The sequence below is a fragment of the Rhodococcus sp. P1Y genome (assembly GCF_003641205.1).
In the GTDB taxonomy this organism is placed as follows: domain Bacteria; phylum Actinomycetota; class Actinomycetes; order Mycobacteriales; family Mycobacteriaceae; genus Rhodococcoides.
In genome coordinates, this window is the sequence record NZ_CP032762.1 from 5,367,326 (window position 1) to 5,393,030 (window position 25,705).

Sequence of the window (25,705 nt, forward strand, 5' to 3'; positions counted from 1 at the left end):
CGTCGCCTTCGAGTGCGGCGTGTCGCGGTCCGAGCAACCGGTTGTTCACGATTGCCACGGGGTGCGTACGAGGACAAGAGTGACCCTTGCGCGCCCGTGCGTCAAGAGGGCTGAGTGCTTGTTTCGTACTCACCGCCGGTTTCGAGCACTTCGGGGCTGGAATGGTACCGGTCGGTCGGGTGTGTACAGGTTGAGGAAGGTGGGTGCGGGGGGGCTGGGATGAGCGAATGTCTCTTTCGGTCACCGTGGGGTATCGCTCGGCCGAGCGAACGACTCATTCGGTCACTCAGAGTGCGCGAATGTCTCATTCGGTCTCCCCCGAGCTGGCCGGCGAACCCCGACGCGCACGTTCCAGCCCAAGCACCAGTTGCAACAGACGCAGCCGCTGAAACCCGTGCGCCCACGACGCGAGGTGAACGAATGTCTCATTCGGTCACCGCGGGGTATCGCTGGACAGCGAACGACTCATTCGGTCACTCAGAGTGCGCGAATGTCTCATTCGGTCACCCCGAGCTGACGCGTCGGCCCGCTCGGCTACACCCTCCCGCGGCTACACCCCACCCGCCGGCGTCGACCGCCCCACTGCTCGAGCTTTGAAATACACTGCAACACAGTGCAATAGCTAGCCAAAGTCAGTAGCGATGCGAACTTTATTGCGGCACAACGAGACTTGAACCACGTTCGAGAACCGACCAGAGCCATGAACCCAGCCGGATATCGTCAAACATATTGAAAACTGGACCTTGTCATCGCTCATTGAGACATCCGACCCGGCGTACTCTTGCCGATCTTTCCTATGGCCAATCCGCGCTGCGTCTGCTTATATTTCACTCAGCGCGGGTGGACCGGTAGGGGTAGAGCCGGCATCCGTGCACGACGGCGTTTCGGGGGGAACACTATGACACAACTGTATTCAGCGTGCGCATACATCGACGCGCCCCTCGGAGCCCACATGGTCAGGGCCATCAATGCATCTGAGGGAGAGTCATGGTCGAAATTGCGCTTGTCGGTATCGGATGCAGGTTTCCGGGGGGAGTCCACGACGGACAGAGCTTCTGGGAGTTCATGATCTCGAAGGGCGATGGAATCGTCGACATTCCCGCCGATCGTTGGAACGCCGACAGGTTCTACGACCCCGACCCCGACGCACCTGGACGCATGTACACCCGCAAGGGCGGGTTCCTGACGCAGTCGTTGTGGGACTTCGACCCCGAGTTCTTCGGCATCTCTCCACGTGAAGCAGCAGTGACCGATCCACAGCAGCGGTTGCTGCTCGAGGTGGCATGGGAGGCGCTCGACGACGCAGGCCACGCCGGACGTGTCTCCGGACAGCCCATCGGGGTGTACATCGGCGGTTTCACCAACGACTCTGCGGGACTTCGTGGTTCGCAGATGGCTCGTCCGTTCATCAACGCCCACAGCGCCACCAGCTCGTCGCACACGCTGCTGTCCAACCGAATCTCGTATGCGCTGGACCTGGTTGGACCATCCATGACCATCGACACTGCGTGTTCGTCCTCGCTCGTCGCGGTGCACGAGGCTGTCCGCGCGCTCGACCGCGGCGAATGCGAGATGGCCCTGGTGGGCGGAGCGAACACCATGATCAGGCCGGAAACGTTCGTTTCGATGTGCAAGGGACGTTTCCTGGCGTTCGACGGTCGGTCCAAGTCATTCGACGCCGCGGCCGACGGGTACGGGCGTGGTGAGGGCGCAGGTGTGGTGTTGCTTCGCCCGCTGGCCGATGCTCTGCGCGACGGCGATCGCATCTACTCCGTGATCAGAGGATCGGGTGTCAACCAGGACGGACGCACCATCGCGATTCCCGTCCCCAACCCGGTGTCCCAGCGTGTACTCGCCGAGCGGGTCTGCGCTGAAGCAGGCATCGAACCGAGTCAGGTCGGCTACGTCGAAGCTCACGGCACCGGCACCTCGGTGGGCGATCCACTCGAGATCGAGGCGCTCGGTAGCGCGTACGGCGCCACGACCGGACGTGAGATTCCGCTTGTCGTGGGATCGATCAAGGCGTCGATCGGGCACACCGAAGCAGCCGCAGGCATCGCAGGCCTCATCAAGAGCGCTCTGTCGATCCACCACCGCACCATCGTTCCGCAAGCATGGCTCGACACTCTCAATCCCGCAATCCCGTTCGACGACTTGGCTATTCGAATTCCCACCGAGGTCGAACCGTTCCCGGAGCACTACGATCGTCCGGTCGTCGCAATCAACGGATTCGGGTACGGCGGCACCAACGCGCACGTCGTGATGGACAACGCACCGGAGTCGTCGACCCCTGCCTCGCGTCCAACCGGTCCCCGACTGTTTCCCCTCTCCGCCCGCACGGACGCCGCTCTACGTGCGGTAGCGGGATCGCTCGCGGACACCCTCGAACTCGTCGTGGACGGCTCGGACGACCAAGAGAACACCGTACGGAGCTTCACTGCGGCCGCATGGACTCGGCGCGCACATCACCCGGTACGCACATCGCTGACATACACCGGCGCAGGCGACCTGCTGAACAAGCTGCGCGAGACGGCGTCGGGTGCGGGCAACACCGCCCATGTCGTGGACAATGCGGGGGCTGCCCCAGTGTTCGTGTTCAGCGGGATGGGACCGCAATGGTGGGCGATGGCCCGAGATCTTCTGCATGCAGGTGGTGAATTCGCCCGCGTGGCAGGCATCGTCGACGACGCATTCATCGAAATCGCGGGCTGGTCCATCATCGAAGAACTGTGCCGCGAGGAAGACCACTCCAAGGTAACGAACACCGAGGTCGCGCAACCTGCCAATTTTCTCGTACAGGTAGCGCTGGTGGCCGAGTTGCGAACTCTCGGAATCGAACCGGCCACGGTCGTCGGACACAGTGTGGGCGAAGTCAGTGCGGCATACGTCAGTGGCGCACTGAGCCTGCACGACGCCTTGCTCGTCAGCTGCCACCGCGCACGTCTGCAAGCGACGACCGCCGGGAGCGGATCGATGCTCGCGGTTGGCCTGTCCGAAAGCGATGCTGTCGAATACCTGAACAACGCAGGCGAGGACATGGCCTCGCACGTCTCGGTCGCTGCGATCAACAGCCCGACGGCCGTGACGGTTGCCGGTGACGCCGAACACTTGACCGCTCTCGCCGAAAAGTTGACCGCAGCTGGGATATTCGCGAAGAAGTTGCAAGTCGAGGTTCCGTATCACAGCCACCTGATGGACCCGATCCTCGGCGACGTGGCTACCGCACTTGCCTCGCTCGATCCTCGCGTCCCCGATCTGGCTCTCTTCTCGACCGTCACAGCGGATCAGGTGGTCGGCGCGGACTGGAATGGCGCCTACTGGTGTGACAACGTCCGCAAGCCTGTTCGTTTCGCGGATACGATCACCACGTTGATCGGCCGCGGACACCGTGTCTTTCTGGAGATCGGCCCACACCCGGTGTTGTCGGGAAACATCCGCGAGATCCTGATCCGAACAGGCGATCCAGGCACGTCGATCGGCACGCTGGTACGCAAGCAGAGCGACGCAGAATCACTGGACACCATGCTCGCGGCGCTGTATGCAGCAGGTTCCTTCGACGGCCGAGTGTTCGCAGACGCGGGCACCGCAGCGTCCCCACACTTCCCCCTTCCCGCGTACCCCTGGCAGAAGACGCGCGTGTGGAGCGAGGACGACGCCTCGGTCGCAGACCGATTCGGAACCGACACCGCGTTCCCGATGCTCGGTGATCGAACCGGATCGGCTGCGTCGGAGTGGCACGCCGAACTCTCGATTTCCCAACTGCCCTGGCTACACGATCACGTGGTGGACGGCTTGGTGCTCCTCCCCGGTACGGCCTACCTCGATGCAGCACTGAGCGCTGCAGCCGCCCGTACGGGCCGCCGAGAAGTAGGACTCGAGCACGTGGAGTTCGTCGCTCCCCTCGTCGTCGACAAGCACGATGTCCCGATACTTCAGGTGGCGGTCGAGGACAGCACCAGGCGGTTCGTCATTCGTTCACGATCCGCATCGGACACGGTATGGACGGTCAACGCCACGGGGCGACTGGTCGAAGGGCATTTCGACGCGCCATTCGTAGCTCACGAAATCCCTTCCGGCACGAACGACATCACCGGTGACGTTCTGTATCCGCTCCTGGCCGCTGCCGGGCTGCAGTACGGGCCTGCCTTCCAGGGCATCGAAAAAGTGCAGATCGGCAAGGATTCGGTCGTCGCGACCATCGACACGACACGCCACTCCGAATCCGGCCACCTCGTACATCCCGCGGTACTCGACACGGCGCTGCAATGTGTGGCGACGCTGTCGGCGGGCGCCTCCGGCGCGGTCGTGCCGTACTCCATGGGCACGGTTCGGCGGTACGGGCCCATTGCCGACCACGCGACGGTCGTCGTGACTCGAACGTCGATCGAACCCATGCGGGCCGACATCGCCGTCACCGACGACGAGGGTAAGGCAGCCGTGACCCTCAGTGGCGTCGAGTTCCGGCCCATCGCGCCGCCGCAATCGCTGCACACTCGTCTGTCGAAAGTCTTCTACGAACCGGTGTGGGAGTTGCGGGACAACCGGATCGTCGACGCGATAGGAACCGACGCCGCGCAGGATTTCGCGCTCGTCCTTCTACTCGGAGAACCCGACAGCTCCGCCCTGGCCCGCGCCGAGGCCATCGCGTCGTCGAGGCCATCGTCGCTGATCCTCGGTGCCGATTCGCTGACCGTTCACGAGATCGTCGCCGCGCTTCGGTCCGGCTTGGCCACCGACGGCATCGAGCGCGCGACGGTCGTTGCCGTCGCCGGTCGGTTCGACGACCCGGCAGCCGCTGTCGGGTCGCTGCTCGTCGCCGCACGCACCGTGCACGTCGCGATCTACGGCGACGAACTCGGACCCGCGGCAGCGCCGGGCAGTGTGTCCGCAGTGGTCGTGACCGAACGAGCATTCTGCATGCCGGGTGACGAGGCCGGCGCCGATCTCTGCCATGCGGGCCTCGTTGGCGCACGACGGTCTCTGCGCAACGAGCAGTCGCCTGCGGCGTGGCGTTTCGTCGACGCCGAACCGTCGACCACTCTGTCGGAGATCACGACGGAGACCTTCGCCTTCGGCCCGTTCGCCGGCGATGTCGCCGACGAAATCGCATTCAGGCAAGGCTCGAGATGGGTGATGACCTTGCAACGCAATCTGGGTGATCACCTCGCAGTCAGGGAACAGCCGACAGCTCAGCGCGACGGCGAGCAGTCGTTCGCCATCGAGGTGCCGGCGACGAAACTACTGTCGGACTTGGCTTTCCGCGCACACAAGCGCCGAGCGCCCGGTCCAGGTGAAATCGAAGTGAAGATGCAAGCCGTCGGGCTCAACTACAAGGACCCGCTGAAGGTGATGGGTGTCCTCACCGACAAGGAACTTGCCGGAACGTATTTCGGAACAACCCTCGGACTCGAGGGCGCAGGCATCGTCACGCGGGTAGGACCGGGAGTCACCGAGGTCGTTCCCGGCGACCACATGGGAGTGTGCGCTCGGGACATGATGCGCCGGTATGTCACGGTGGGTATCGACGAGGGCGGCACCATGTCCATACCAGCGGATTGGGAGGCAGGGTGGTGCTCGTCGATCCTGCCCTTCCTGTGCGCTCAATACGGCCTGGTGCACCTAGCCAGGATTCAGCCGGGCGAGACAGTGCTCGTCCACGGAGCCGCAGGCGGTATGGGGTTGGCCGCCGTGCAGGTGGCGCGACTGCTCGGTGCACGCATCATCGCAACTGCAGGAACCGAGGAGCGGCGGGCCGTCGCGCGGGACGCGGGCGCACACGAGGTGCTGGCCTCCCGTTCGCTCAACTACTCCGAGGAGGTCATGGCGCTCACCGACGGCCGCGGAGTGGATGTGGTGTTCAACTCGTCGCCTGGTGAAATCATGGCTCAGAATCTGCACGTTGCAGGCGAATTCGCGCGCATCATCGAGATCGGCAAGGCCGACATCTACTTCGGCGGTGTCATGGACTTGAAGCCGTTCGACCGCAATCTGACGTTCTACGCAGTGGACATGGACCGGATGTTCCTGCACAAGCCCGCACTCGCGCGTCAGGTGACCCGGGAAGTGCTGGACAAGATGTCGGCAGGCGAATACGAGCCCCTGCCCTACACCAGCTATGGGCTCGATCAGGTCGGCGAAGCGTTCGACTCGATCATTCGTTCCTCGCACACCGGCCGAGTAGTCCTCGACCTCACCGAGGACTCCCCCGTCGTTCGCCCTGAGATCCCCACCGTCGACATCGACCCGGCCGGGGTCTACCTCGTCACCGGCGGATTCGGTGCGTTCGGCACGGCAATCGCCCGGTGGCTGGTCGACGATGGTGCCCGTGCTCTCGTTCTCGTCGGACGAAGCGGTGCGACAACCGACCGTGCGAAGGAGGCGCTCGCCGAGTTCGCGTCGGCCGGGGTCGTCGTCACCGAGGAACTGCTCGACATCTCCGACTACGACGCCGTCCTGCAGATGGTGGAACGGGTGAAGGAAACGGGACGCCAACTAGCGGGCATCTTCCACACCGCAGGTCTCGTCGACAACTACGCGATCAACGACATCACCGACGAGTCTCTTCGAAACATCTTTCTGCCGAAGGTCACCGGTGCGGTCAACCTCGATCAGGCACTCGACGAGGCGGGCGTCGACCCGAGCATCTTCGTGATGTTCTCGTCGATGAGCAGCCTCACGGGCGGTGCGCCTCAGGTGTCGTACTCCGCAGCCAATTCGGTGCTCGACGCCCTGGCCTGGACGCGCCGACAGCGCGGCAAGTCGGCGTTCACCGTCAGCTGGGGATCGATGTCGGGCGGCGGAATGGCCGAGGCGAAACAGGAGGTGGTGCGCTACCTCGACATGCTCGGATTCAAGAACATCGACATGGACGAGGCGACGTTGTTCCTGCGCGAATGTTTGACGCTGGACATCCCGCACGTGGCTCTCGTCGGAATCGACTGGGAGCAGTGGGGAATCGCCAACCCGGCGTCGGCAACGATTCCGCGGTTCGCGGCACACATCGCCGCAGCGAGCACCGGCGGTTCCGGCATTTCGGCATTGCACGCCGAGATACTTGCGTTGCCAGAAGATCAGCGGGCCGACGTACTTACGTTCATTCTCGCCGAGCAGTTGGCTCTGGTGATGGGTATCGACGCCGAGGCGGTCGACGTCCAGACCCCGTTGCCGGAGCTCGGACTGGATTCGCTGATGGCCGTGGAGTTCGCCGCACGCGTCGGCAAGACGGTCGGGCTCGAACTATCGGTACTCGAATTCGGCCGTGGCCACGGCCTTGCCGCCATCGGCGGAAAACTCGCCGCCGGGCTCACTGCCCGCGCCGACGGTGCCTCGGTCCCCGCAGTTCCCGAGCCTGCGCCCATGAACACCAACACAGAGACGGAGACGGAGACCGAGATCATTCCGGCCCCGCCGGCAACCGCTGAACCTGCACTCGTCGGTTCCGAGCCAGGCCTGGTTCAGTGACCAGCGACGCGAGGGATATCGCGCGTCAGTTGCTTTCCCGCAGCGGCTATTCGACGGTCCACGTCGACGAACCAAGCCCTGGCTCGGCCGTTCCCAGAGCATCGACGCCCCCTGGCATCAGCTCCTCCACGCGTCCGCCACGGGGCGCGGGCCTGCTCGACCACCCCGACATCGTGGCCACGGTCGATCGCTTCGACGGCGTCGATGCGATGTTCGCCTCGCTCGGCATTCCCAATCCGCTCTATCTCGAGCACGAGGGAACGAGCGGCGCGACGATCCGGCAACTCGATCGAGACATGATCAACTTCGGTTGCTTCAACTACCTCGGTTTGAGCAACGACCTCCGGGTCGCGGAAGCGGCGAAGGCTGCAATCGACGAATACGGCACTTCGGTGTCGGCGAGCCGCATCGTCTCCGGCCAGATTCCGCTGTACGCGGAGTTCGAGTCGCGAATTGCCCAGGTCTACGACGTGGACGACGCGGTGATCACGACGAGCGGGTACCTCACCAATGCCGCAGCGGTCGGGTACCTGCTCGGACAGGGCGATCTGGCCGTCTGTGACGCCCTGGTGCACAGCAGCATCGTCTCCGGTACGGAGTGGGCGGGTTGTCGTCGAGTCACTTTCCGCCACAACGATCCTGGCGCACTCGAGGCGATACTGAAGATGTCGAGAGGCAGCTTCACCCGTGCGATGGTGATCCTGGAGAGCCACTACAGCATGGACGGTGACGTCGCCTTGCTACCGCAGCTCGTCGAGGTGGCTCGCAAGTACGACTGCGCCGTGATGATCGACGAGGCTCATGCGTTCGGTGTCCTCGGCGAGCGTGGTCATGGCATCAGGGATCTCTACGGACTTCCCGGCGACGCAGTGGACATCTGGATGGGAACGATGTCCAAGGCGCTTGGCAGCGTCGGCGGATTTTTGGCCGGACGTCGAGAAGTGGTGAGAGCCTTCAAGTATTCCGCCCCCGGTCTCAGTATGTTCGCGACGGCGCCTGCTCCAGCGTCCATCGCCGCGGCGCTCGCCGGCCTCGACATCATCGACACGGAACCGGATCGAATTGCACGACTGCACAGCAACGCACAGCACGCATTCGCGACGGCACAGGCACTCGGACTGAAAACCGGTCTGGCCGAGGGCACACCGATTCTGCCGATCATCGTCGGAGACACTCAGAAGGCTGTACTCGCCAATGTCTCACTGTTGGAGGCGGGTGTGAACGTCAACGCGATCACGTATCCCTCGGTCCCTCTCGGGGAGGAACGGCTGCGGTTGTTCGTCTCGAGCGAGCACACGACTGAGCACATCGACACGGCACTCACCGAGATTTCGGCGGTATTGGAGAAGTTCTGAACCACGCCGTGCGGGGCCGGCCAGCGCCCCGCACGGCGATCGGTGACGTCAGTGGGCCAGGACCATTGCACCCCAGACGAATCCGGCGCCGATGGTGGCGATGACCGTCACCTCGCCCTTTCCCGCGCGACCGTCTCGCCGCAGCTGCGCCATCGCAGTGAAGATGCTTGCAGCACCGGTGTTTCCGAGTCGGTCGAGGGTGATGGGCGCCAGCGCCCGGTCGACTCCGAGCGTGTCCATCACATTGTGGACGATGTTGCGGTTGGCCTGATGGAACACGAAGTTGTCGATGTCCGTCAGTGCCAGATCGGCGGCGGCGACGGCGCGGCGGACCACGTCGGGCAGTAGCGACGTCGCGAGCTTCCATACGCGGGGCCCATCCATGTAGATGAACTGGTCGCCGCGCTCGATCGTGGACGCGTTCACCGGGTGTCGCGAACCGCCGCTTCGAATGCCGACCGACATGTCCAGCTCGGCGGAGATCACCGAAGATCTGATGCCGCGTCCCGACGCCTCCTCGCCGGTGACGATGGCAGCACCGGCCGCGTCGCCGAAGAAGATTCGCGTCGTTCGGTCCTCGGGGTCGGTCTGCCGCGAGAACACCTCGACGGCCACCACGAGTACGTGCCGATACCTGTCGCCGATCATGGACGACGCCAATTCCAGTGCGAGCAATCCCCCGGAGCATGCTCCCTGGGTAAGGTCGATCGGTAGTGCACGCGTCGCACCCATGCGTTGGGCGACAGTCAAGGCCGTCGACGGGAACGGTTGATCCGGATTCGCCGTCGCCAGGACGATGGCATCGATGTCCAGCGCGGCAAGACCGCTTCTGTCGAGAGCTGCCTGTGCTGCCTCGAGCGCGAGATCCGATGCTGCGAGGTGGTCTTGGAGAAAACGGCGCTCGGTGATTCCGGTCCGTTGCTCGATCCACGTCTGGTCGGTGTCCAGTGTCGAGCACAGCTCGGCATTGGTCACGACCCTGGACGGTACTGCGTCGACGAAATGGCGCGCGGTCACCTCGACCGGTTTCTGCACGTTCACGTATGTCCATCCATCCCGAGCAGTTGAAGTATTGACCAGATGGTCCGACCGAAAGGCTCTGCAGCAGAACAGCTTGCGAATGAGTACGCCGCGCGCGCAGTGTGGCGCTAGAGTAACCGAGTGCAGCGAACTTCTGCAGTCTCGACGGCGGAAAGTTATCGGTGTAGTGTCACCTCGAAACTCAGCTGACCAGCGGCAACAGGGGGCTCGCTCGAAGCGCTCAGCGTGGTGAATCCGGACGAACCCCGAAACAGTGTTCTTCCACCCGACAGGACGTCACGTGCCAGACGCTTCGAACTCAGCAGCTCCGCCTGACCACTCGGCTCGACAACCGCGAAACAGACTGGTGGAAACGATCATCGGTCGTGCGCGGTGGGTGCTCGCCACCTGCTTGGCCGTGGTTGTCGCAGCCGGGGTGTGGGGCGTCGGCGTCGTATCGGATCTGAGCCTCGGCGGCTATTCCGATCCGGGAAGCGAAGCCGCTCAGGTCGACGACATCGTCGACGCTCGGTTCGGCCGCACCGTCCCGGACGTCGCCATCGTCTACACCCCGCAGGACGGCAGATCAGCGGACGAGATCCGCGGCGACGTCGAAGCGAACCTGGCCGACATCGATCCGTCGCTACTGGTTCGCCCGCCGTTGACGTACTGGAACGTTCCCCCCGCGTTCGCGCAAGGGCTGAAGTCCTTCGACGGTCGCTCGGTGATCGCAGTGCTGACGTTCACCGGTGACGAAGACGACCGCGTCAAGGCATACCGCGACATCAAGGACGAGCGCCTGCTGAACGGTATCGACGTTCAGTTCGGCGGCTTCTCGACGATCGCCGATGCCTACAACACCGAGGCACGTGCGGATCTCGTTCGCGCCGAGACGATCACGTTCCCAATATTGATGGTGTTGCTGCTCGTCATCTTCGGCGGAGTCGTCGCAGCGGCGGTACCGCTGTGCATCGGAGGGCTCAGCATTCTGGCCTCGCTCGCAGTGATGCGGATTCTCACCTCGTTCACCGAGGTGAGCGTGTTCGCCACGAATATCGCGTCTCTGGTCAGTCTCGGAATGGCCGTGGACTACAGCTTGTTCATGGTGACTCGCTTCCGCGAGGAACTGCGTCACGGCGCCTCCACGCAGGACGCCGTTCGCGCCACTATGGCGACGGCAGGAAGAACCGTCGCGTTCTCGGGATTGTTGCTGGTGTGCGGCTTCGTCGGGATGCTCATATTCCCGCAGGCGATGGTCCGTTCTCTCGGGTTCGGCGGTATGGCCGCAGTCGGCGCTGCGGCGTTCGTCTCGCTCACGGCCCTTCCCGCTGCTCTCGCATTGCTCGGCCGTCGCATCGATTCGCTGACCTGGCGCACAGGCGCGATCGACCGGGGCGACCAGCGGGCCGAACGGTTCTGGGGTTCGGTCGCGCTTCGAGTTATGCGCAGGCCGATCGTCGTCGCTGCATCCATTCTCGCGTTCCTCGCGTTGCTCAGCGCGCCGGTCTTCGGCGTCGCGCTCGGCGACCTCGACCACAGGGGACTACCGCAGGACGCCCCGGCCCGGGTCGCCACCGAAAAGTTGTTTTCGGATTTTCCACTCGCCAATTCCGGTGTCACCGTCATGGTTCGGTCGACAGGCGCGACACCCCCCGACGCACGAACGGTTCTCGCGGTCGCGAGCGAGATCGGCCGACTCGACGGCATCGCGGGCGCGGCGCCTGCAGGCGAATCGGACGACTACGCGGTGGTGCGTGCAATCCTCAGTTCGCCCGATCGCACCGAAGGTGCCTTGGCGGCGGTGGATTCCATCCGAGACATCGTCCCGCCCGAGGGCACGGTGATCGAGATCGGCGGCCCGACAGCGCTCAGCCAGGACGGCATCACGTCCATCTACGACACGATCCCGTGGATGTTCGCCATCATGATCGCCGCGACATTCGTCGTCACCACCGCTGCTTTCCGATCGATTGTGCTGTCGGTGAAAGCAATTGCGATGGCAATGATCAGCCTGACCGCGACGTTCGGTGTTCTGACCTTGATCTTTCACGACGGACACGGGGCAGGGCTGCTCGGCATCACGCCCGGACCGCTGCAAGCCACGATGAGCATCCTGATCCTCGCAGTCGTGTTCGGACTCTCCACCGACTACGAGATATTTCTGTTGTCTCGCATCGTCGAAGCACACGATCGCGGCGCATCCACCGAAGAGGCAGTGCGTTTCGGCGCTGCTCGGACCGGCAGAGTCGTGACGGCTGCTGCGCTCCTCCTCATCACGGTGACAGCTGCGTTCTCGCTGTCGGAACTCGCGATGATGAGGCTGCTCGGAGTCGGGGTCATCGTGGGTCTGATCATCGACGCGACTGTGGTACGGATGTTGCTCGTTCCCGCGCTCGTCAGGCTCATGGGTGAGGCGAACTGGTGGCTGCATCCGAAAGTTAACCTGCCACAAAACCACACACCATCGGAAGAGAGAGGCGAGAAAGAACATGCCGGTTGACATCAGAGCAGCAACCAAGTCCGACATCAGGGAGATGTCGGCGATGATGGCACGTGCTTTCCAATCGGACGACCCGGTGAGCGCCTATTTCTTCCCTCGGGACGATCGCAGGCCCACACTGCAGCGGCGGATGATGTCCGCGCTCATTCGGCACCGATATCTTCCGATCGGCGGCGCGGAACTCGCCGTGTTGGACGGCAAGATCGTCGGCGTGAGCCTGTGGCACCCGCACGACGCACCCCAGCCGCCGTGGTGGCGTACCGCAATTGCGGGCCCACATCTGTTGTGGGCGATGCGACGTGGCGTACGGGCCGGAATTCAGATGGACAAGATGCTCGACGAGGGCGCACCCGACGAGAACGCCGTGCTGTGGGTCTACCTGGGCGTCGAACCGACCCTCCACCGTTCCGGAGTCGGTGCAGCCCTGTCCAGGTCGATTTTCGATCGAGTCGATCGCGAGGAACGAACGACGTTCGGGATTTGCAAGGAGGGCAACATTCCCTTCTGGACGGCGATGGGGTTCGTCGAGGTCGGTACGGCAACGATCGGTCCACGGGGACCACTGGTTCATCGAATGAACCGTCCTCCGGCGGTGGTACCCACTGCGTCGTAGCCGGGCAGCGCACCCGGCTACGACGCTGGTGACCATCAGTCCGACTCGCGCCACCGAGTTGCTTCGGCCAACTCGAATCCGTAGCGATCTGCAAGAACGCCGAGACGATGGACGCTCGCTGGGTCGAGCGCAGTGCCGATACTGCGCAGCTCGAACTCCCCGGACAGCGACAGCAACATCGTTTCGGCCATGCATGCATACGTCAGACCGGGTGCGATTCCGTAGTTCAGTCCGAAGTCCGATCCCGCGGGCAGTCGGACGATACCGCCGTCGAACACGGTGACATCGGGCCTGATTCGCTCGACATCGTGCGGAATGTTCGGCGGTTGCGCGACATCGCAGACGATGGCGTCAGCGGCGAGATCGGCCGCGTCGATCAACGAATGCGGTGCCGACGTCGCCGCGATGACGATGTCCGCCCGTGCCACCCCGGCCTTGGGGTCGTCGAAGAACTCCAGATGACCGCTGGTGACCAGGTTGTCGACGGTTGCGTTCTCGGCCGCACCGGCGAAGCCACCGGATCCGCCCCTGGCCGCATCGACGAGCTCGCCCGCAGCGTCCCACAGCTTCGGAGCGATCTGGCCGCGTTCACCCGGTCGACCGACGAGCGCGATCGACCCGACGTCGGGAGCCAACGCCCGCGCGATGGTCCGGCCGATCGCTCCCGCAGCACCGAGGACAGCCACCCGTACGGTGGCCAGGTCGATTCCGCGTTCCGCGCACACCCGGTGCACTGCCCGAATACTCGCCGCGGCCGTGAACGAGTTACCCGTGGTGAGTACACCTGCCATCCTCCCCAGCGCCAGCCCGTTGCCTGTCACCACCGAGGAGTATCCACCCAGTCCGACGACGGCAGCGCCCCTCTCGAACGCCAAGTTCGCGGCGCCGGCAACGGCTGCCACGGCCGCTGCCGGCGGAAGCGTCAAAAGGCCTTTGGAGGTGAACGGCAGTCCTATCAGCGTTCCGTGCGCGGCACTGTCCTGCTCGGTGATGATTCGTCCGCTACCGATGACGAATGGCGACGGGTTGAGCTCGGAGGTCGCCGACGCGAACCTTCCGAGGAGGTCGCCGCGTTCGGGGTGGGAGAACTCGGCCAACGACGTGTCGAATGCTGCAAAGAAGTCCAGATCTAGCGGATGAGCGATGAAGCCGAACTTGCCGTCGCCTGCCTCTTCCCGAACGAACGGGAGTCGCTTTCCCACAATGGACTCCGCTGTCGGCTCCGGCTTGGGCGGTCGTCCGACGAGGTGCCCGATAAGCCCACCCAGATCACCCTCGGACGCAAAGGCCAAGGCTCGATCCAGCGCCGCGATCATTCGGCTGCACTCGGATTCGGTCACCGTCAACGGCGGCTCGATCCGGAGAACACGTGCGCCGAACAGCGTCGGAGCTACGCGAATACCCTCCACCTGCGACAGGTAGGACGAGACCATGACCGCGAGGTTCTGCTGGTCGGCGATCGATCCGAGGATCGCCTGCCGTCCAACGAAGTTGATGTCGTCGGTGAGCTCGAGTCCGAGCAGCAGCCCGCGCCCTCGGACGTCGGTGACGACGGCAGGGTACTTCGCAGCGAGCCTGCGCAACTCGGCCTCGACGATGCTGCCGATGTCTCGTGCGCGGGCCACCAGGGCGCCGCCATCGGCGGTGAGCTGGTCGAGCACAGCGATTCCGACTCGCGCGGTCAACGCGTTACCGGCGAAGGTGGACGTGTGTCGAAGCGCAAAGCTCTCCCCCATCAGCTCGGGTTTGCACAACACTGCACCGCTCGGCAGAACTCCACCTCCGAGCGCCTTGGCCAACGCCAGAATATCCGGCACCACCCCGTCCGCGTCGCACGCGAACATTGTTCCGGTGCGGCCCAATCCAGTCTGAACCTCGTCCAACGCCATCAGCACCCCGTGCTCGGTGCAGATTTCGCGGACCCGAGCGAGATAGCCCTCCGGCGGGGTCACAACGCCGCCTTCGCCTTGGATCGGTTCCACAACGAACACCGCAAACTCCCCAGGAGCGTCGACGAACGCCCGCTCCAGTGCGTCGCTGTCACCGAACGCTACCGAGGCGAATCCTGGTGCCGGGGCACCGAACCCAGTCTGGTATTTGCTGTTGCCTGTCGCAGACAAGGCGCCGAGTGTCTTACCGTGGAAGCTGTTTTCCGTACTCAGAACGCCGAGTCGCCCCGTCGCGGACCTGGCGATCTTGATGGCGACTTCGATCGCCTCAGCGCCGCTGTTGACGAACGTCACCCGCCCGAGCCCTTGCGGGGCGACGGCAACCAACCTCACAGCCAGCTCGCCGGCCGGAAACAAGACCGAGGGCTGGACAAAGACGGCCTCGCCGCCGGCGCGAACCGCGTCCATCGCTCGCCAGACGCTGTCGGGGTTGTGCCCGAAAGGAAGTGCGCCGTACGCCCCTGCGAAGTCGAGGTGGACTCGTCCGGTGGCATCGTACAACTCGGTACCACGACCCGATACGTACTCGACTCCGAGGTCGACCGCGTCGAGCAGCCTGACCAATTCGGGGTTGACAGCCGTTGCGTAACCCTCGCGGCCGATGGAGATCTCGGTAGAAACTCGTCCGATGGATATGTCGGTCATCAGTGCTCCGTGTTCTCGCGAACCACCTCCGGTACGCGAGCTGCCGGGAGGCGAACACGCGCAACCAGAGCTCGCCCCCCACTGGGACGCAAGCGCGATGTTAACTGCTCGAAGCCTGCAGTTAGCGGAACAAAATACCGATGATGAGGTTAAGCCGCGAACAAACCGTGCTTACGGTCGGTTTCACCACCGCAACGGAGTCTTACCTGTCGTGAAGGTCACATGCCGTCATTTGGACTCGGTCGCCGAAACCACCCAGGTTCCGTCTATCTTCTCCATGTTGACGACGATCGGGAACATCGCATTACCGTATGCGACACCCGCTCTCGTCGAGCTGACGTTCAAGTTCGCCAACAGCTCGGCCTTGTCCGATTCGAGACGCGTCAATCCGATGTCCATCACGTCCACGTCCGTCGCGGTCTGGCTCTGCCGCGCATTCGACTTGATCGCGTCCAAGAACTTGTCCGTGTCCGCCTGCATCGAGGGGCTCATGAATGCGCGTGCGTTGGCCAAGTCGTCGTCGATGGTCTCGTAGTTGTAGCGATACAGCGCCGCAAGTCCTTCGGTTGCCTGCCGTGTCACCTCGGAGGACTCCCCCTGATCGACCCACGCCGAGTTGTCCACCGCGGTACCGGGCTTCAGCGCAGCCACGATTGCGAACGCCACCAAGGCCACAGCGACCACACCGACAACGATCGTCGCGGTCCACCGAGTCCGCGAGCCATCACCTGTAGCGGAATACGCCGGATCGACGAACACACCGTTGCGCGTCTGCCCTGCTGTGGCCTTCTCAGCTGTGGTGGCCTTCTCTGCTGTGGTGTCCTTCTCTGCTGTGGTGGCCTTCTCCGTAGTTGCGGGTTTGTCCAGTCGCGGCTGGTCCGCGGTCACCGCCTTGTCGGCCGAAGCGGACTCGGTGATCGCACTGGTCTCGGCGTCGTCAGCGGTGTCGGGCTTGCCGTCGGTCTCAGCCCTGCCCTCAGGGCCTGCCTCGTCTCCGAGGAGCGGCTCGGAGGTGAAGAGCGGTTCGTTCTCGACGAGAGCGTCCCTCTCGACGGTTGGCGAGGTGGGGTCGACCTCCTGCTTCCGGCTACTACCTGCCACCTTCTTACGAGCTTTGCTCGTCGTGGTGGGCGGAACTATTTTGCGACGCTGTGGGGGCACTGCGGACAACTCCTCGAATCTGGCTACTGCAGGCGATAATGCGAACCGGGCCGGAAGGGTCTACGGACCTCCGGTTGCACCTGGGTTCTGTGCCGTGCCGTCGCTTGCGGGGGGAACTGCGTTCGGGTCGACCGGCGCGTTCGGGTCCACGGCAGCGTTCGGGTCCACCGCCGCGTTCGGATCGACTTCGGTGGTACCGGGATAGGCGGGCGTGTTGTCAGCGTTGAGCGGCACTCGATCCCCGACGGGAAGAAGCTTGCTCACTTTCCAGGTTCCGTCCACGTTCTGCAGGTACATGCGCATCACCTGGCGGGTTCGATCGATGACAGCGGAGTCGGCGTCGTTGGTCGTGGTGTTGGCGATGATGGCCAGTGCCGTCGCCGTGCCGTCGTCCGTGCTCAATTCGGTCAGCGTCGTGCCGAGGAGCTCCGCAGAGATCTTGCGCCCAGAGTTGCGCTGCTCGTCGGTGATCGACGATTTCGTCTCCTCCAGGTACGCCGTCATCTCGTCGCCGGTGACCGAGGTGAGCATCGTGTCGAATGCCTCGTCCATTTTCGCGGAGTCGACAGTGCTGAGGTTGATCGCAGCTTGCTCGGCGCCTGCGAGGGCGGATTCACGCACGTCCGCGATGGACTTCTCGTCGTAGGCCTTCTTCCATCCGATGCCGAACCACACACTCGCGACGAGCGCGAGGACTGCAACGACGGATACGCCGATCAGAACCGGCCTTGCTCTGTTCTTACGATCGGGCGACGACCCGGTCTCGGTGTTTGACGTCACAGTCCCAACCTTACTCTTCGGTAACACGTGCTCGATCCGCGCCGGAACCTACCCGCATCTGCGTTCAATCACAACGAAACGACAACGGCGGTGGCTCCGCCGAACTCGGCAGAGCCACCGCCATTTGCCGCTGCTTACTTCGGGGTGACCCCGATGAGCGGTGCGAGCTGGGAAGCAATCGGATTGAGATTCAGCTTCTCCGGGTCGACCTTGGGCTTGTTGTCCCACGGCTGCGGCGTCTCCGGATCGGCGAACACGATCCGGTTGGCGCTACGCACACCGGTCACGCTGCCCTGCGGCGTCGTGCAGTTCGCCTGAAGGTTCAACGGGTAGTTGTCCTCGGTGAGATCGAAGTTCGGGTTCTTCGCCTTCTCCTCGTCGAGAATTGCCTGTGAACCTTCGTAACCCAACGTGCACGGAGGCGGGTTGTTGGTCTCCAACAGCAGACCCTGATGAATGGTTCCGTCTCCGGGGGTCAGCGTCCCCGCGCCCGCAGCCAATGCAGGCAGGAAGATCAACAGAGGCTTGAGCGCAAGCGTTCGTGGGGCAGCCAGTTCGACAACCTCACGCAAGTTGCCCAAGTCCGTGGTGAGCGACTCACCGCCTTCCGCGATGAGCGCTCCGACCTGATCGCTGGCCGCTGTTCCGGTGTTGATCAGACGCCGAATATCCGGGTCGTTGCTTCGAATCTGCGCGGTGACCGAGTTCAAGTCCTGACTGAACTGCCTGATCGCCGAGGACTGCTCGGACTGGGTGTCCAGAACGGTCCGGCTGTCGCGAATCAGGGCCAGCGTCTGAGGAAGTGCCTCGTTACCAGTCTCGGACAACGAGCCGAGCGAGTCCACGAGAACCTGCAGATCGTCTCCCTTGCCGTCGAATGCGGCACCCAATTCCTGGACCACCGTCGTCAGATTCTCGAGGGGAACCGTTTTGACGAGCTGATCGGTACTGGCGAGCACATCCTCGACCGGAACCGGCGTCTGGGTGTCGGCAGTTGCAATCGTCGAACCGTTCTCCAAGTACGGACCTTCGTCGCTGGTCGGCTGCAAGTCGACGTACTGCTCACCGATGGCCGAACGGTTGGCGACGACAGCACGCGCCGACGACGGGATCTCCGGGCCCCCATTGTCGAGAAGGAGTTCGACATCGATACCGGTCTGCGTCAACGACAGTGCGCCGACAGTGCCCACCGGGACACCTCGGTAGGTCACCTCGGCGTTGGTGAAGATTCCGCCGGAGTCAGCGAACTGACCGGTGACGCTGTACTGGCCGAATCCGAGGAGGTTGTCGAGGCGAACGTACTTTCCACCGACGTATACGACACCCACTACCGCAACGATGACGAAGAGGATGAGCTGAATCTTTACCAGCCGTGATCTCACAGCCCACCTCCGAGTTGCTCGATCAGATCGTTCAGTGGATCGAACGGTGTCAACGGCGCACCGGTCTCACCCTCTTCGGGCTCGGCACCGGGTGCGACGGGTACTCCCGGCGGAGGCGTCGGGTTGGGAATGATCGGCGGAAGCGGCAGCAATGAGATCGTCGGCCACCCCGGACGAGGTCCGTTTCCGTTGTAATACGGATTGGATGGATCGACCAACGGAAGTTGGTCACCGAACTTCGGCGGAATGTAGACCGGGTCGCCCTCGCCGACTCCGAAGTTGCGCAGAGCAGTGCCGATGGACAGGTCCAGTGACAGGTACAGGTTGGCCGAGTTGCCCTGCGTGATCTCCTCGACGCCGTCGGGGAACGGCAGGGTCGGAATCAGCGGCAACGTGGTGACGATGTCGTCGCCCGATGCGGCAAGTGCTTGCAACGTCGGGCGCAACGCACGGAGGTCGGCGATCAGGTTGTCCTTGGACTGGTTGATCACATCGGTGCCGACGGTGCCCAGACGGTCGAGTTGTCCCAGCATCGCGGTCAGCTGCGGACGTTGTTGTTCCAGAACTTCCGTTGCGATCGGAAGGTCCTGCAACACACGATCGATCTTTTCCGTTTGCCCACTGACCTGAGTGGTCAGTACATCGAGACCGTCGAGTGCTCGCGTGATGTCGTCTCGCTGCTGTTCTAGCCCACCGATGAGCGTGTTCGCTTCCTCCAGGAGACTCCGCGTCGTACCTTCGCGCCCGGCGAATGCCGCATTGAGTTCCTTCACGATCGGCGCGAGTTGCCCAACCCCGCCGCCGTTGAGAACGAGCGACAGCGCACCGAGGACCTGTTCGATATTGGTCGTGACCCTCGTACGGTCCAGCGGAATCGTGTCGCCGTCACGTAGCTTCTGTGGATCGGCATCGCCCTCGGGCACGGTCAACTGGACGAACTTCTCACCAAGGATCGAGGTCTGCTCCACAGCCGCTGTGGCGTTGGCAGGAAGGTCGATCGAATTGTTCACGATCACACCGACATTCGCCGTCCACTCACCGTCCGCGACGCTGATCGAATCGACTCGGCCGACCTCGACGCCGTCGACCTTGACAGTCGACTGCGGTACCAGGTCGAGCACGTCCTGGAATTGGATGGTGAGCCGGATGGGGTCACTTCCCACGTCGGCGCCGCCGGGCAGCGGAATGCCGTACACCCCTTGCGAACACGCACTGGCCGACAGGACCAACACGGTTGCGCCGACCACAGCGGTCAGCGGCCGCTTACCCGCAATCCAAGTGTTCATCGACCTACTCACCGTCCCCCTCCAAGCGATTCCTGCAGACCGGGCAGTGTGTTGCCCTCGCCCAGCCGTGGCGACACGACGCCCGGCACCGTACCCGGAACGACATTGCCTTGCTCGGTCTCGTTGGTCAGAACACCGAACGGAAGAACAAGATTGGAATCGCGAACCGGGCCCTGGATCAGCGTCGTGATCTCCCCGCATCGATCGATGACCGGTTGGATCTGCGCGCCGAGCTGCTGGAACCGCGGATCGCCGGGAACCAACTTGCCGAGGTCGATCAGGCGACACACCGTTCCGAGCGGGTCCTGCGTTTCGTTCTGCAAGTTCGCGCGCGAAGCCAGCGTTCCCGATTCCGCATCGTAGGAGTTGACCAGGTTGCTGATTGCCAGCGGAAGAATGGTCAACGTCTCGACCAGGGACTCCTTGTTGTCGGCCAAGGCCTGGGTGGGCTGGACAAGGCCGTCGGCGGCGCGAACCAACTGATCGCGGTTGTCCGCGACGAACCCGGCGACGTCGCCGAGTGTGATCGACAACTGATTCAACGCAGCGCCCAGGTCGTCGCGTTCTCCGTTGAGGAAACTCGTGAGATCCGACAGCTGGTTGTTGAATTGACGTACTTGCTCGTCGTTCGCGGCAAGTGCGGACACGAATGTCTGCAAGTTCTTGACCGTGTCGAACAGGTCACCACGCGAGTCGCTGAGGGTGCGGGATGCGTCGGAGAGCTGCGTGATCGTGTTGCCGAGCGCCTCGCCGTTGCCCTCGAGGTTCGCAGCTCCGGTGTTGACCAGATCGGTGAGAGCTCCGTTGGCGTTGGCACCGTTCGGTCCGAGCGCATTCGAGAGCTCGTCGATGCTGGCGTAGATCTGATCGACCTCGACCGGAGTCGCAGTGCGGTCGCGCGGAATGACGGTGTCACCCGACATCTTGTCGCCGCCGGAGTAGGCCGGTGCAAGCTGGACGTATCGGTCCGAGACCAGCGACGGCGTGATCTGTGCAGCCCTTGCGTCGGACGGAATGTCGACACCACGTTGGACGCGCATCTTCACCTCGACCTGATCACCCTGCGGAACCACCGAGGTCACCTTGCCGACCTCGACGCCCAGCACACGCACCTGGGATCCCTCGTAAATGCCGACGGACTTGTCGAAGTACGCGGTGATGTTGGTCGCGCCAGCTCGGGTGAACAGCCACCACAAGCCACCCGCGATCACGAGAGCCGCGATCACGACACCCGCGATGACCGCGCGGCTTCCGCCGGTTTTCTTCACGTTTTCTCCGCTATCGGTCATCAGTTCCCTCCCAGGTCACGAGCAGGCTCGCGGTAGCCGGGAATCAACGGCAATCCAGGAGGTGTGAGGTTGGCCAAGGTGATGTCGAGCCAGCGTCCGTTGCCGACGACGTTGGAGTACAAACGCACGAATGGCGCGTACAACTCGAGGCCGCGTCGGAGCTCGGCGTTGTTCTCGTTGAGAATGTCTATGACGCCGTTGAGCTGCTCGAGCATCGGGGTGATCTGTTGCTCGTTGTCTCGAACGAGACCCGTGAGCTGAGTCGACAGTCGCTGAACGCCGGTGAGCAACTGCGAGATCGACTGCTGACGGTTGTTCAGTTCTTCCAGCAACGGGCCCGCGTCGGAGATCAACCGAGTGAACTCCTGATTGCGGTCCGCTAGAACCTTGGACGTCTGACCGGTCGCCTCGAACAGCTTCTGCAGCTCGGCATCGCGGCTCGCGATCGTCTCGGACAGACGGCTGACGCCGTCGAGTGACGCCCTGATGTCGGCCGGCGTCTCCGAGAACGCCTGGGACAACGTCTGGAAGCTCGACGCCAGCTGGGTCGTGTCGATGTCCTCGATGGTCGAGGCTGCATCGGAAAACGCATCGATGACGTCGTACGGAGAAGTCGTGCGCTCCAACGGGATCGGATCCTTGGGACCGAGCACGTCGTCGCCCCGAGGATCCACGGCCAGATATTTCTGACCGAGAAGGGTCTTGATCTGGATGGACGCCGAAGAGTTGTTGCCCACCCATGCGTCCTGGACGCGGAAGGCAACGTTGACCTTGTCCCCGTCGAGTTCCACCGAACTGACCTGGCCGACCTTCACACCCGCAATTCGAACTTCGTTGCCGGCCTTGAGACCTGCGGCCTCCTTGAACTGCGCGGTGTACGTAGAACCGGCACCCAGGATGGGCAGCTTGTCGAGAAAGAACACCGACACGGTTGCCAGCAAGATGATTGCGATGCCGAGAGCGCCGAGGACGAGAGGACTGCGCTTCTTCATTCCTGGATCCCCCCAGCTTTGCAACGCGAGGCCGCGTTGGTGTAGAGCGGTTGATTCACAGTCGGCAATCCCGTCGGAAGGTTCAGGTTGGGCGAAGTGCCAGGCCCGATCTGAATGTCGAGACCGCACAGGTAGAACGTGAACCACGAACCCTGCTGGGCCGTACGAATGAGCTTGTCGAGCTTCTTCGGCAACGTCTGAAGGACCTTGGTGACGTCGGCTTCGCGTCTGTTCAACGTTGTTGCCAACGTGTTCAGCGCCTCGACAGAACCTTGGATGGAGGGACGTGTCGGCTCGAGCAGGTCGGCCGTGGCGTCGGTGAGACCGGCGAGCGAGGTCACGGCCGAGCCGACGACGTCGCGGTCGGCCGACAGACCCGACACGAGCTGCTGGGTGTTGACGATCAACGAATCCAGCTGATCGTCGTTTTGATTCACTGTCTGCAGAACAGTGTTCAGGTTCGTGATAACCGCACCGATCACCACGTCTTTGTCCGCGACCGTGTTCGTCAGGCTCGCCGTACTGCGCACGAGCTCCGAAATGGTGCCCGATTCTCCTTGGAACACCTGAATGATCTGGTACGACAACTTGTTGACGTCATCGGCACTCAGCGTCTGGAACAACGGACGGAATCCGTCGAACAGCGTGGTGAGGTTGACGGCAGGCTTGGTCTGCGAGAGAGGAATGGTCTCGCCAGGGTTGATCTTGCCGCCCTGGTCCCCTGCTCCCTGTTCGATTGCGATGTAGCGCTGACCGACAAGGTTTCGGTAGCGGAGGTTCGCCGTCACCGACGCCGGCAGGTACTCGCGGCCGTCCACAGAGAACTCGACTTTCGCCTCGCGCTCGTTGACGATCTCGATCTTTTTCACGTCGCCGACACGAACACCCGCGATGCGCACCTCGTCGCCGTTGTTGAGCGAAGCGACATCGCTGAAGATGGCACTGTATGTCTTGCCACCTCCGCCCGAAATGTTGGCGATGGAGAACGCGAGCGTCGCGGTAGCCAGAATTGTCACCACGGCGAACACGATCAGCTTGACGAGTGGCGCGAGAAGCCCCCTCATTTGATAGTCACCTCCGCACCCCTCAATGCCGGCGCCCCCGCCGATGTAACCCACGAAGGAACGTCCTCCGGAGCGGTCCCCGTCTGTCCGCCGTAGATCACGGCGAGTGTGTCACGTTCGAAATCCGAGCCCACGTAGCTCGCCGGAGCAGCGTTGTCCAGTCCGGGCAATGCCGAGTACTGCGGCGCCGGAAGCTCCGGAATATCCTGCGGGCCCGGGTTTCTCGACGGCACCTGGTAGGAGCCGTCGTTCGCCGAACCACCCGGATACTGCGGGAAGAACTCCCCCGCAGCCGTGTCGGCCGGCGTGTAGCACCGCGGACCACGGTTGTCGAAGAGCCTCGGCTCGTCCTGGTTGGGGAGGTAACGCCCCTTCGGATTGACGAACGCAGCGGACACGTTGATGCCTCGGTATTCGTCGCCGACCCCGATGACTTTCTGTGCGCGCTCGACGACCGGTACGAACTGACTGAACGTGCAGCCGAACGACGGCGAATACTGCGCGAGCAGCTCGAGAGCCTCACGCGAATCCCGGGAAATAGTGATGAGGTTGTTCGCGTTTGCCTCGACGAAGTCGGCCGTCGAACTGCTCGTCGCCGTCAACGACGAAATCAGAGTGTCCACGGCCGGACGCTGCTCGACCAACGTGTTACCGGTGACCGACAGGTTGTCGAGTGCATCGATCAACTGCGGGCCCGCATCGGCGTAGGTCTGCGAGAAGTCCGCGAGACCGCGCAGGTCTTCCTGGATGTTCGGCAGTTCGGTGTTCAGACCCTTGAAGATGTTCTCCAAACGATCGATCGTCAGACCGAGTTGCTGTCCGCGCCCACTCAGACCCTGCGCGAGAGCACCGAGGGTGCTCGCAAGATCCTGCGGCGGAATCGCTTCGAGCAGTGGGAGCAGGTTGTCGAGCAACTGCCCGACCTCGATTGCGCTTCCACTGGTGTCCTGCCGGAGCACGGTGCCGTTGGTGATCGGCGATGCGGTGTCGTTCTCGGGAATCTGCAGTGCAACATAGCGTTCACCGAACAGTGTCTTCGGCAGCAACCGCGCGGTGGAGTTCGACGGAATGAGTTCCGCCTTGTCCGGGTCGATCGCGAGCTTCGCGGTGACGACGCCGTCGACCGAAGACGCCGAACGGACCTCACCCACGATCAGACCGCGAACCTTCACATCGGCATTCGACGGCAACGCATTGCCCACCGAGTCCGTGACCAGGTCGATACTGACGACCTTCTTGAACGTCTTGTTGTACGAGGTGACCGACCATCCCAGAAAGAGAATCAGCACCAGGAAGAACGCAAGACCGAGCAGAAGTCGCCTCAAGCGCGACGGCGAGTCGATCATCCGGCAACCCTCACTGTGGTGGTGGTTCCCCAGATAGCGAGACTGAGGAAGAAGTCCAGAACAGCAACCGTCACGATGGCGGTTCTCACGGCCCGGCCTACTGCGACACCGACACCCGCCGGACCGCCCGAGGCGTGAAAGCCGTAGTAGCAATGGATCATGATCAGGACGAAGGCGAATATCAGCACCTTGAGGAACGAATACAGCACGTCCTCGGGTGGCAGGAACAGATTGAAATAGTGGTCGTACGATCCGCCCGATTGGCCGTTGAAGATCGTACTAATTCCCCTCGAGGCAATGTACGAGGCGAGCAGACCCACGATGTAGAGCGGGATCACTGCTACGAATCCGGCGATCATTCGCGTCGTGACCAAGAACGGCACACTCGGCACCGCCATGACCTCCAGCGCGTCGATCTCCTCGGAAATACGCATCGCACCCAGCTGTGCCGTGAACCCTGCACCGACAGTGGCCGACAGCGCGAGACCCGCCACGACGGGCGCGATCTCACGGGTGTTGACATACGCCGAGAGGAAGCCGGTGAGCACGGAGCTGCCCAGCTGTTCGAGGGCTGCGTAACCCTGCAGACCGACGACGACGCCCGTCGCACCGGACATCATGACGATGACTCCGATGGTGCCGCCGATGACCGCGAGAGCACCTGTGCCGAAGGTGACCTCTGCGAGAAGGCGAAGGACTTCCTTCTTGTAGTGAACGAGCGTGCGCGGAATCCAACCGATGGCGCGAACGTAGAACGACATCTGCTCGCCCGCGTTCTCGAGCACGGTGAGCGGGGCGCCTGCGATGCGTTTGGCGCGCATCAAAGTACGGTCGCCACGACCTTTGGCGATGGTCATTGCGG

At 63.2% G+C, this 25,705-nt stretch carries 15 protein-coding genes; 4 read left to right on the forward strand and 11 right to left on the reverse strand.

Translation table 11 applies throughout. The features are described 5' to 3' along the window. Nucleotides 1–987: 987 nt before the first annotated feature. Together D8W71_RS24730 and D8W71_RS24735 are read left to right on the forward strand one after the other, a co-directional pair. Entirely contained in the window at nt 988–7,461 is a 6,474-nt protein-coding gene (locus tag D8W71_RS24730; RefSeq protein ID WP_121117482.1) for a type I polyketide synthase, read from the forward strand. Then, nucleotides 7,458–8,816, forward strand: a complete 1,359-nt coding sequence (locus D8W71_RS24735) for an aminotransferase class I/II-fold pyridoxal phosphate-dependent enzyme (protein ID WP_121117484.1) — start codon at nt 7,458–7,460, stop codon at nt 8,814–8,816. Before D8W71_RS24730 ends, D8W71_RS24735 begins: the two co-directional genes overlap by 4 nt. Nucleotides 8,817–8,864: 48 nt before the next feature. Here D8W71_RS24735 and D8W71_RS24740 read toward each other — a convergent pair whose 3' ends face one another. Continuing rightward, nucleotides 8,865–9,857, reverse strand: coding sequence for a 3-oxoacyl-ACP synthase III family protein (locus D8W71_RS24740; protein ID WP_121117486.1), 993 nt, complete (start codon nt 9,855–9,857; stop codon nt 8,865–8,867). A 346-nt stretch (nt 9,858–10,203) separates the two neighbouring features. On the opposite strand from D8W71_RS24740, the gene D8W71_RS24745 reads away from it, so the two are divergent. Both D8W71_RS24745 and D8W71_RS24750 read left to right on the forward strand, forming a co-directional pair. Further along, nucleotides 10,204–12,336: an MMPL family transporter gene (locus D8W71_RS24745; protein WP_236077600.1), complete on the forward strand. Its 2,133-nt coding sequence runs from the start codon at nt 10,204–10,206 to the stop codon at nt 12,334–12,336. Then, a complete protein-coding gene (locus tag D8W71_RS24750) occupies nt 12,326–12,949 on the forward strand; it encodes an N-acetyltransferase (protein WP_121117488.1) in 624 nt (207 codons plus the stop codon). The genes D8W71_RS24745 and D8W71_RS24750 overlap by 11 nt, the downstream gene beginning before the upstream one ends. A 35-nt stretch (nt 12,950–12,984) precedes the next feature. Here D8W71_RS24750 and D8W71_RS24755 read toward each other — a convergent pair whose 3' ends face one another. The 10 genes from D8W71_RS24755 to D8W71_RS24800 form a co-directional block, all read right to left on the reverse strand. After that, entirely contained in the window at nt 12,985–15,543 is a 2,559-nt protein-coding gene (locus tag D8W71_RS24755; RefSeq protein WP_121117490.1) for an aminotransferase class III-fold pyridoxal phosphate-dependent enzyme, read from the reverse strand. 228 nt (nt 15,544–15,771) lie between these two features. Continuing rightward, nucleotides 15,772–16,704: a hypothetical protein gene (locus tag D8W71_RS24760; protein ID WP_121117492.1), complete on the reverse strand. Its 933-nt coding sequence runs from the start codon at nt 16,702–16,704 to the stop codon at nt 15,772–15,774. A 60-nt stretch (nt 16,705–16,764) separates the two neighbouring features. Beyond that, a complete protein-coding gene (locus D8W71_RS24765) occupies nt 16,765–17,484 on the reverse strand; it encodes a hypothetical protein (RefSeq protein ID WP_121117494.1) in 720 nt (239 codons plus the stop codon). Between the two features lie 134 nt (nt 17,485–17,618). Then, entirely contained in the window at nt 17,619–18,866 is a 1,248-nt protein-coding gene (locus D8W71_RS24770; protein WP_121117496.1) for an MCE family protein, read from the reverse strand. After that, entirely contained in the window at nt 18,863–20,152 is a 1,290-nt protein-coding gene (locus tag D8W71_RS24775; protein ID WP_201265186.1) for an MCE family protein, read from the reverse strand. Before D8W71_RS24775 ends, D8W71_RS24770 begins: the two co-directional genes overlap by 4 nt. 8 nt (nt 20,153–20,160) lie before the next feature. After that, entirely contained in the window at nt 20,161–21,441 is a 1,281-nt protein-coding gene (locus D8W71_RS24780; RefSeq protein ID WP_121117500.1) for an MCE family protein, read from the reverse strand. Next, nucleotides 21,441–22,433: an MCE family protein gene (locus D8W71_RS24785; protein ID WP_121117502.1), complete on the reverse strand. Its 993-nt coding sequence runs from the start codon at nt 22,431–22,433 to the stop codon at nt 21,441–21,443. The genes D8W71_RS24780 and D8W71_RS24785 overlap by 1 nt, the downstream gene beginning before the upstream one ends. After that, nucleotides 22,430–23,497, reverse strand: coding sequence for an MCE family protein (locus D8W71_RS24790; RefSeq protein WP_121117504.1), 1,068 nt, complete (start codon nt 23,495–23,497; stop codon nt 22,430–22,432). Before D8W71_RS24790 ends, D8W71_RS24785 begins: the two co-directional genes overlap by 4 nt. Further along, nucleotides 23,494–24,843, reverse strand: coding sequence for an MCE family protein (locus D8W71_RS24795; RefSeq protein WP_121117506.1), 1,350 nt, complete (start codon nt 24,841–24,843; stop codon nt 23,494–23,496). Before D8W71_RS24795 ends, D8W71_RS24790 begins: the two co-directional genes overlap by 4 nt. Then, nucleotides 24,840–25,700, reverse strand: coding sequence for an MlaE family ABC transporter permease (locus D8W71_RS24800; RefSeq protein WP_121117508.1), 861 nt, complete (start codon nt 25,698–25,700; stop codon nt 24,840–24,842). The genes D8W71_RS24795 and D8W71_RS24800 overlap by 4 nt, the downstream gene beginning before the upstream one ends. Between the last annotated feature and the right edge of the window lie 5 nt (nt 25,701–25,705).

Bases quoted from the DNA above. Each gene is read 5' to 3' on its own strand.
- D8W71_RS24730 (WP_121117482.1), top strand. From the start codon at position 988: ATGGTCGAAATTGCGCTTGTCGGTATCGGATGCAGGTTTCCGGGGGGA.
- D8W71_RS24750 (WP_121117488.1), top strand. From the start codon at position 12,326: ATGCCGGTTGACATCAGAGCAGCAACCAAGTCCGACATCAGGGAGATG.
- D8W71_RS24755 (WP_121117490.1), bottom strand. From the start codon at position 15,543: ATGACCGACATATCCATCGGACGAGTTTCTACCGAGATCTCCATCGGC.
- D8W71_RS24775 (WP_201265186.1), bottom strand. From the start codon at position 20,152: ATGAACACTTGGATTGCGGGTAAGCGGCCGCTGACCGCTGTGGTCGGC.
- D8W71_RS24780 (WP_121117500.1), bottom strand. From the start codon at position 21,441: ATGACCGATAGCGGAGAAAACGTGAAGAAAACCGGCGGAAGCCGCGCG.
- D8W71_RS24785 (WP_121117502.1), bottom strand. From the start codon at position 22,433: ATGAAGAAGCGCAGTCCTCTCGTCCTCGGCGCTCTCGGCATCGCAATC.
- D8W71_RS24790 (WP_121117504.1), bottom strand. From the start codon at position 23,497: ATGAGGGGGCTTCTCGCGCCACTCGTCAAGCTGATCGTGTTCGCCGTG.
- D8W71_RS24795 (WP_121117506.1), bottom strand. From the start codon at position 24,843: ATGATCGACTCGCCGTCGCGCTTGAGGCGACTTCTGCTCGGTCTTGCG.
- D8W71_RS24800 (WP_121117508.1), bottom strand. From the start codon at position 25,700: ATGACCATCGCCAAAGGTCGTGGCGACCGTACTTTGATGCGCGCCAAA.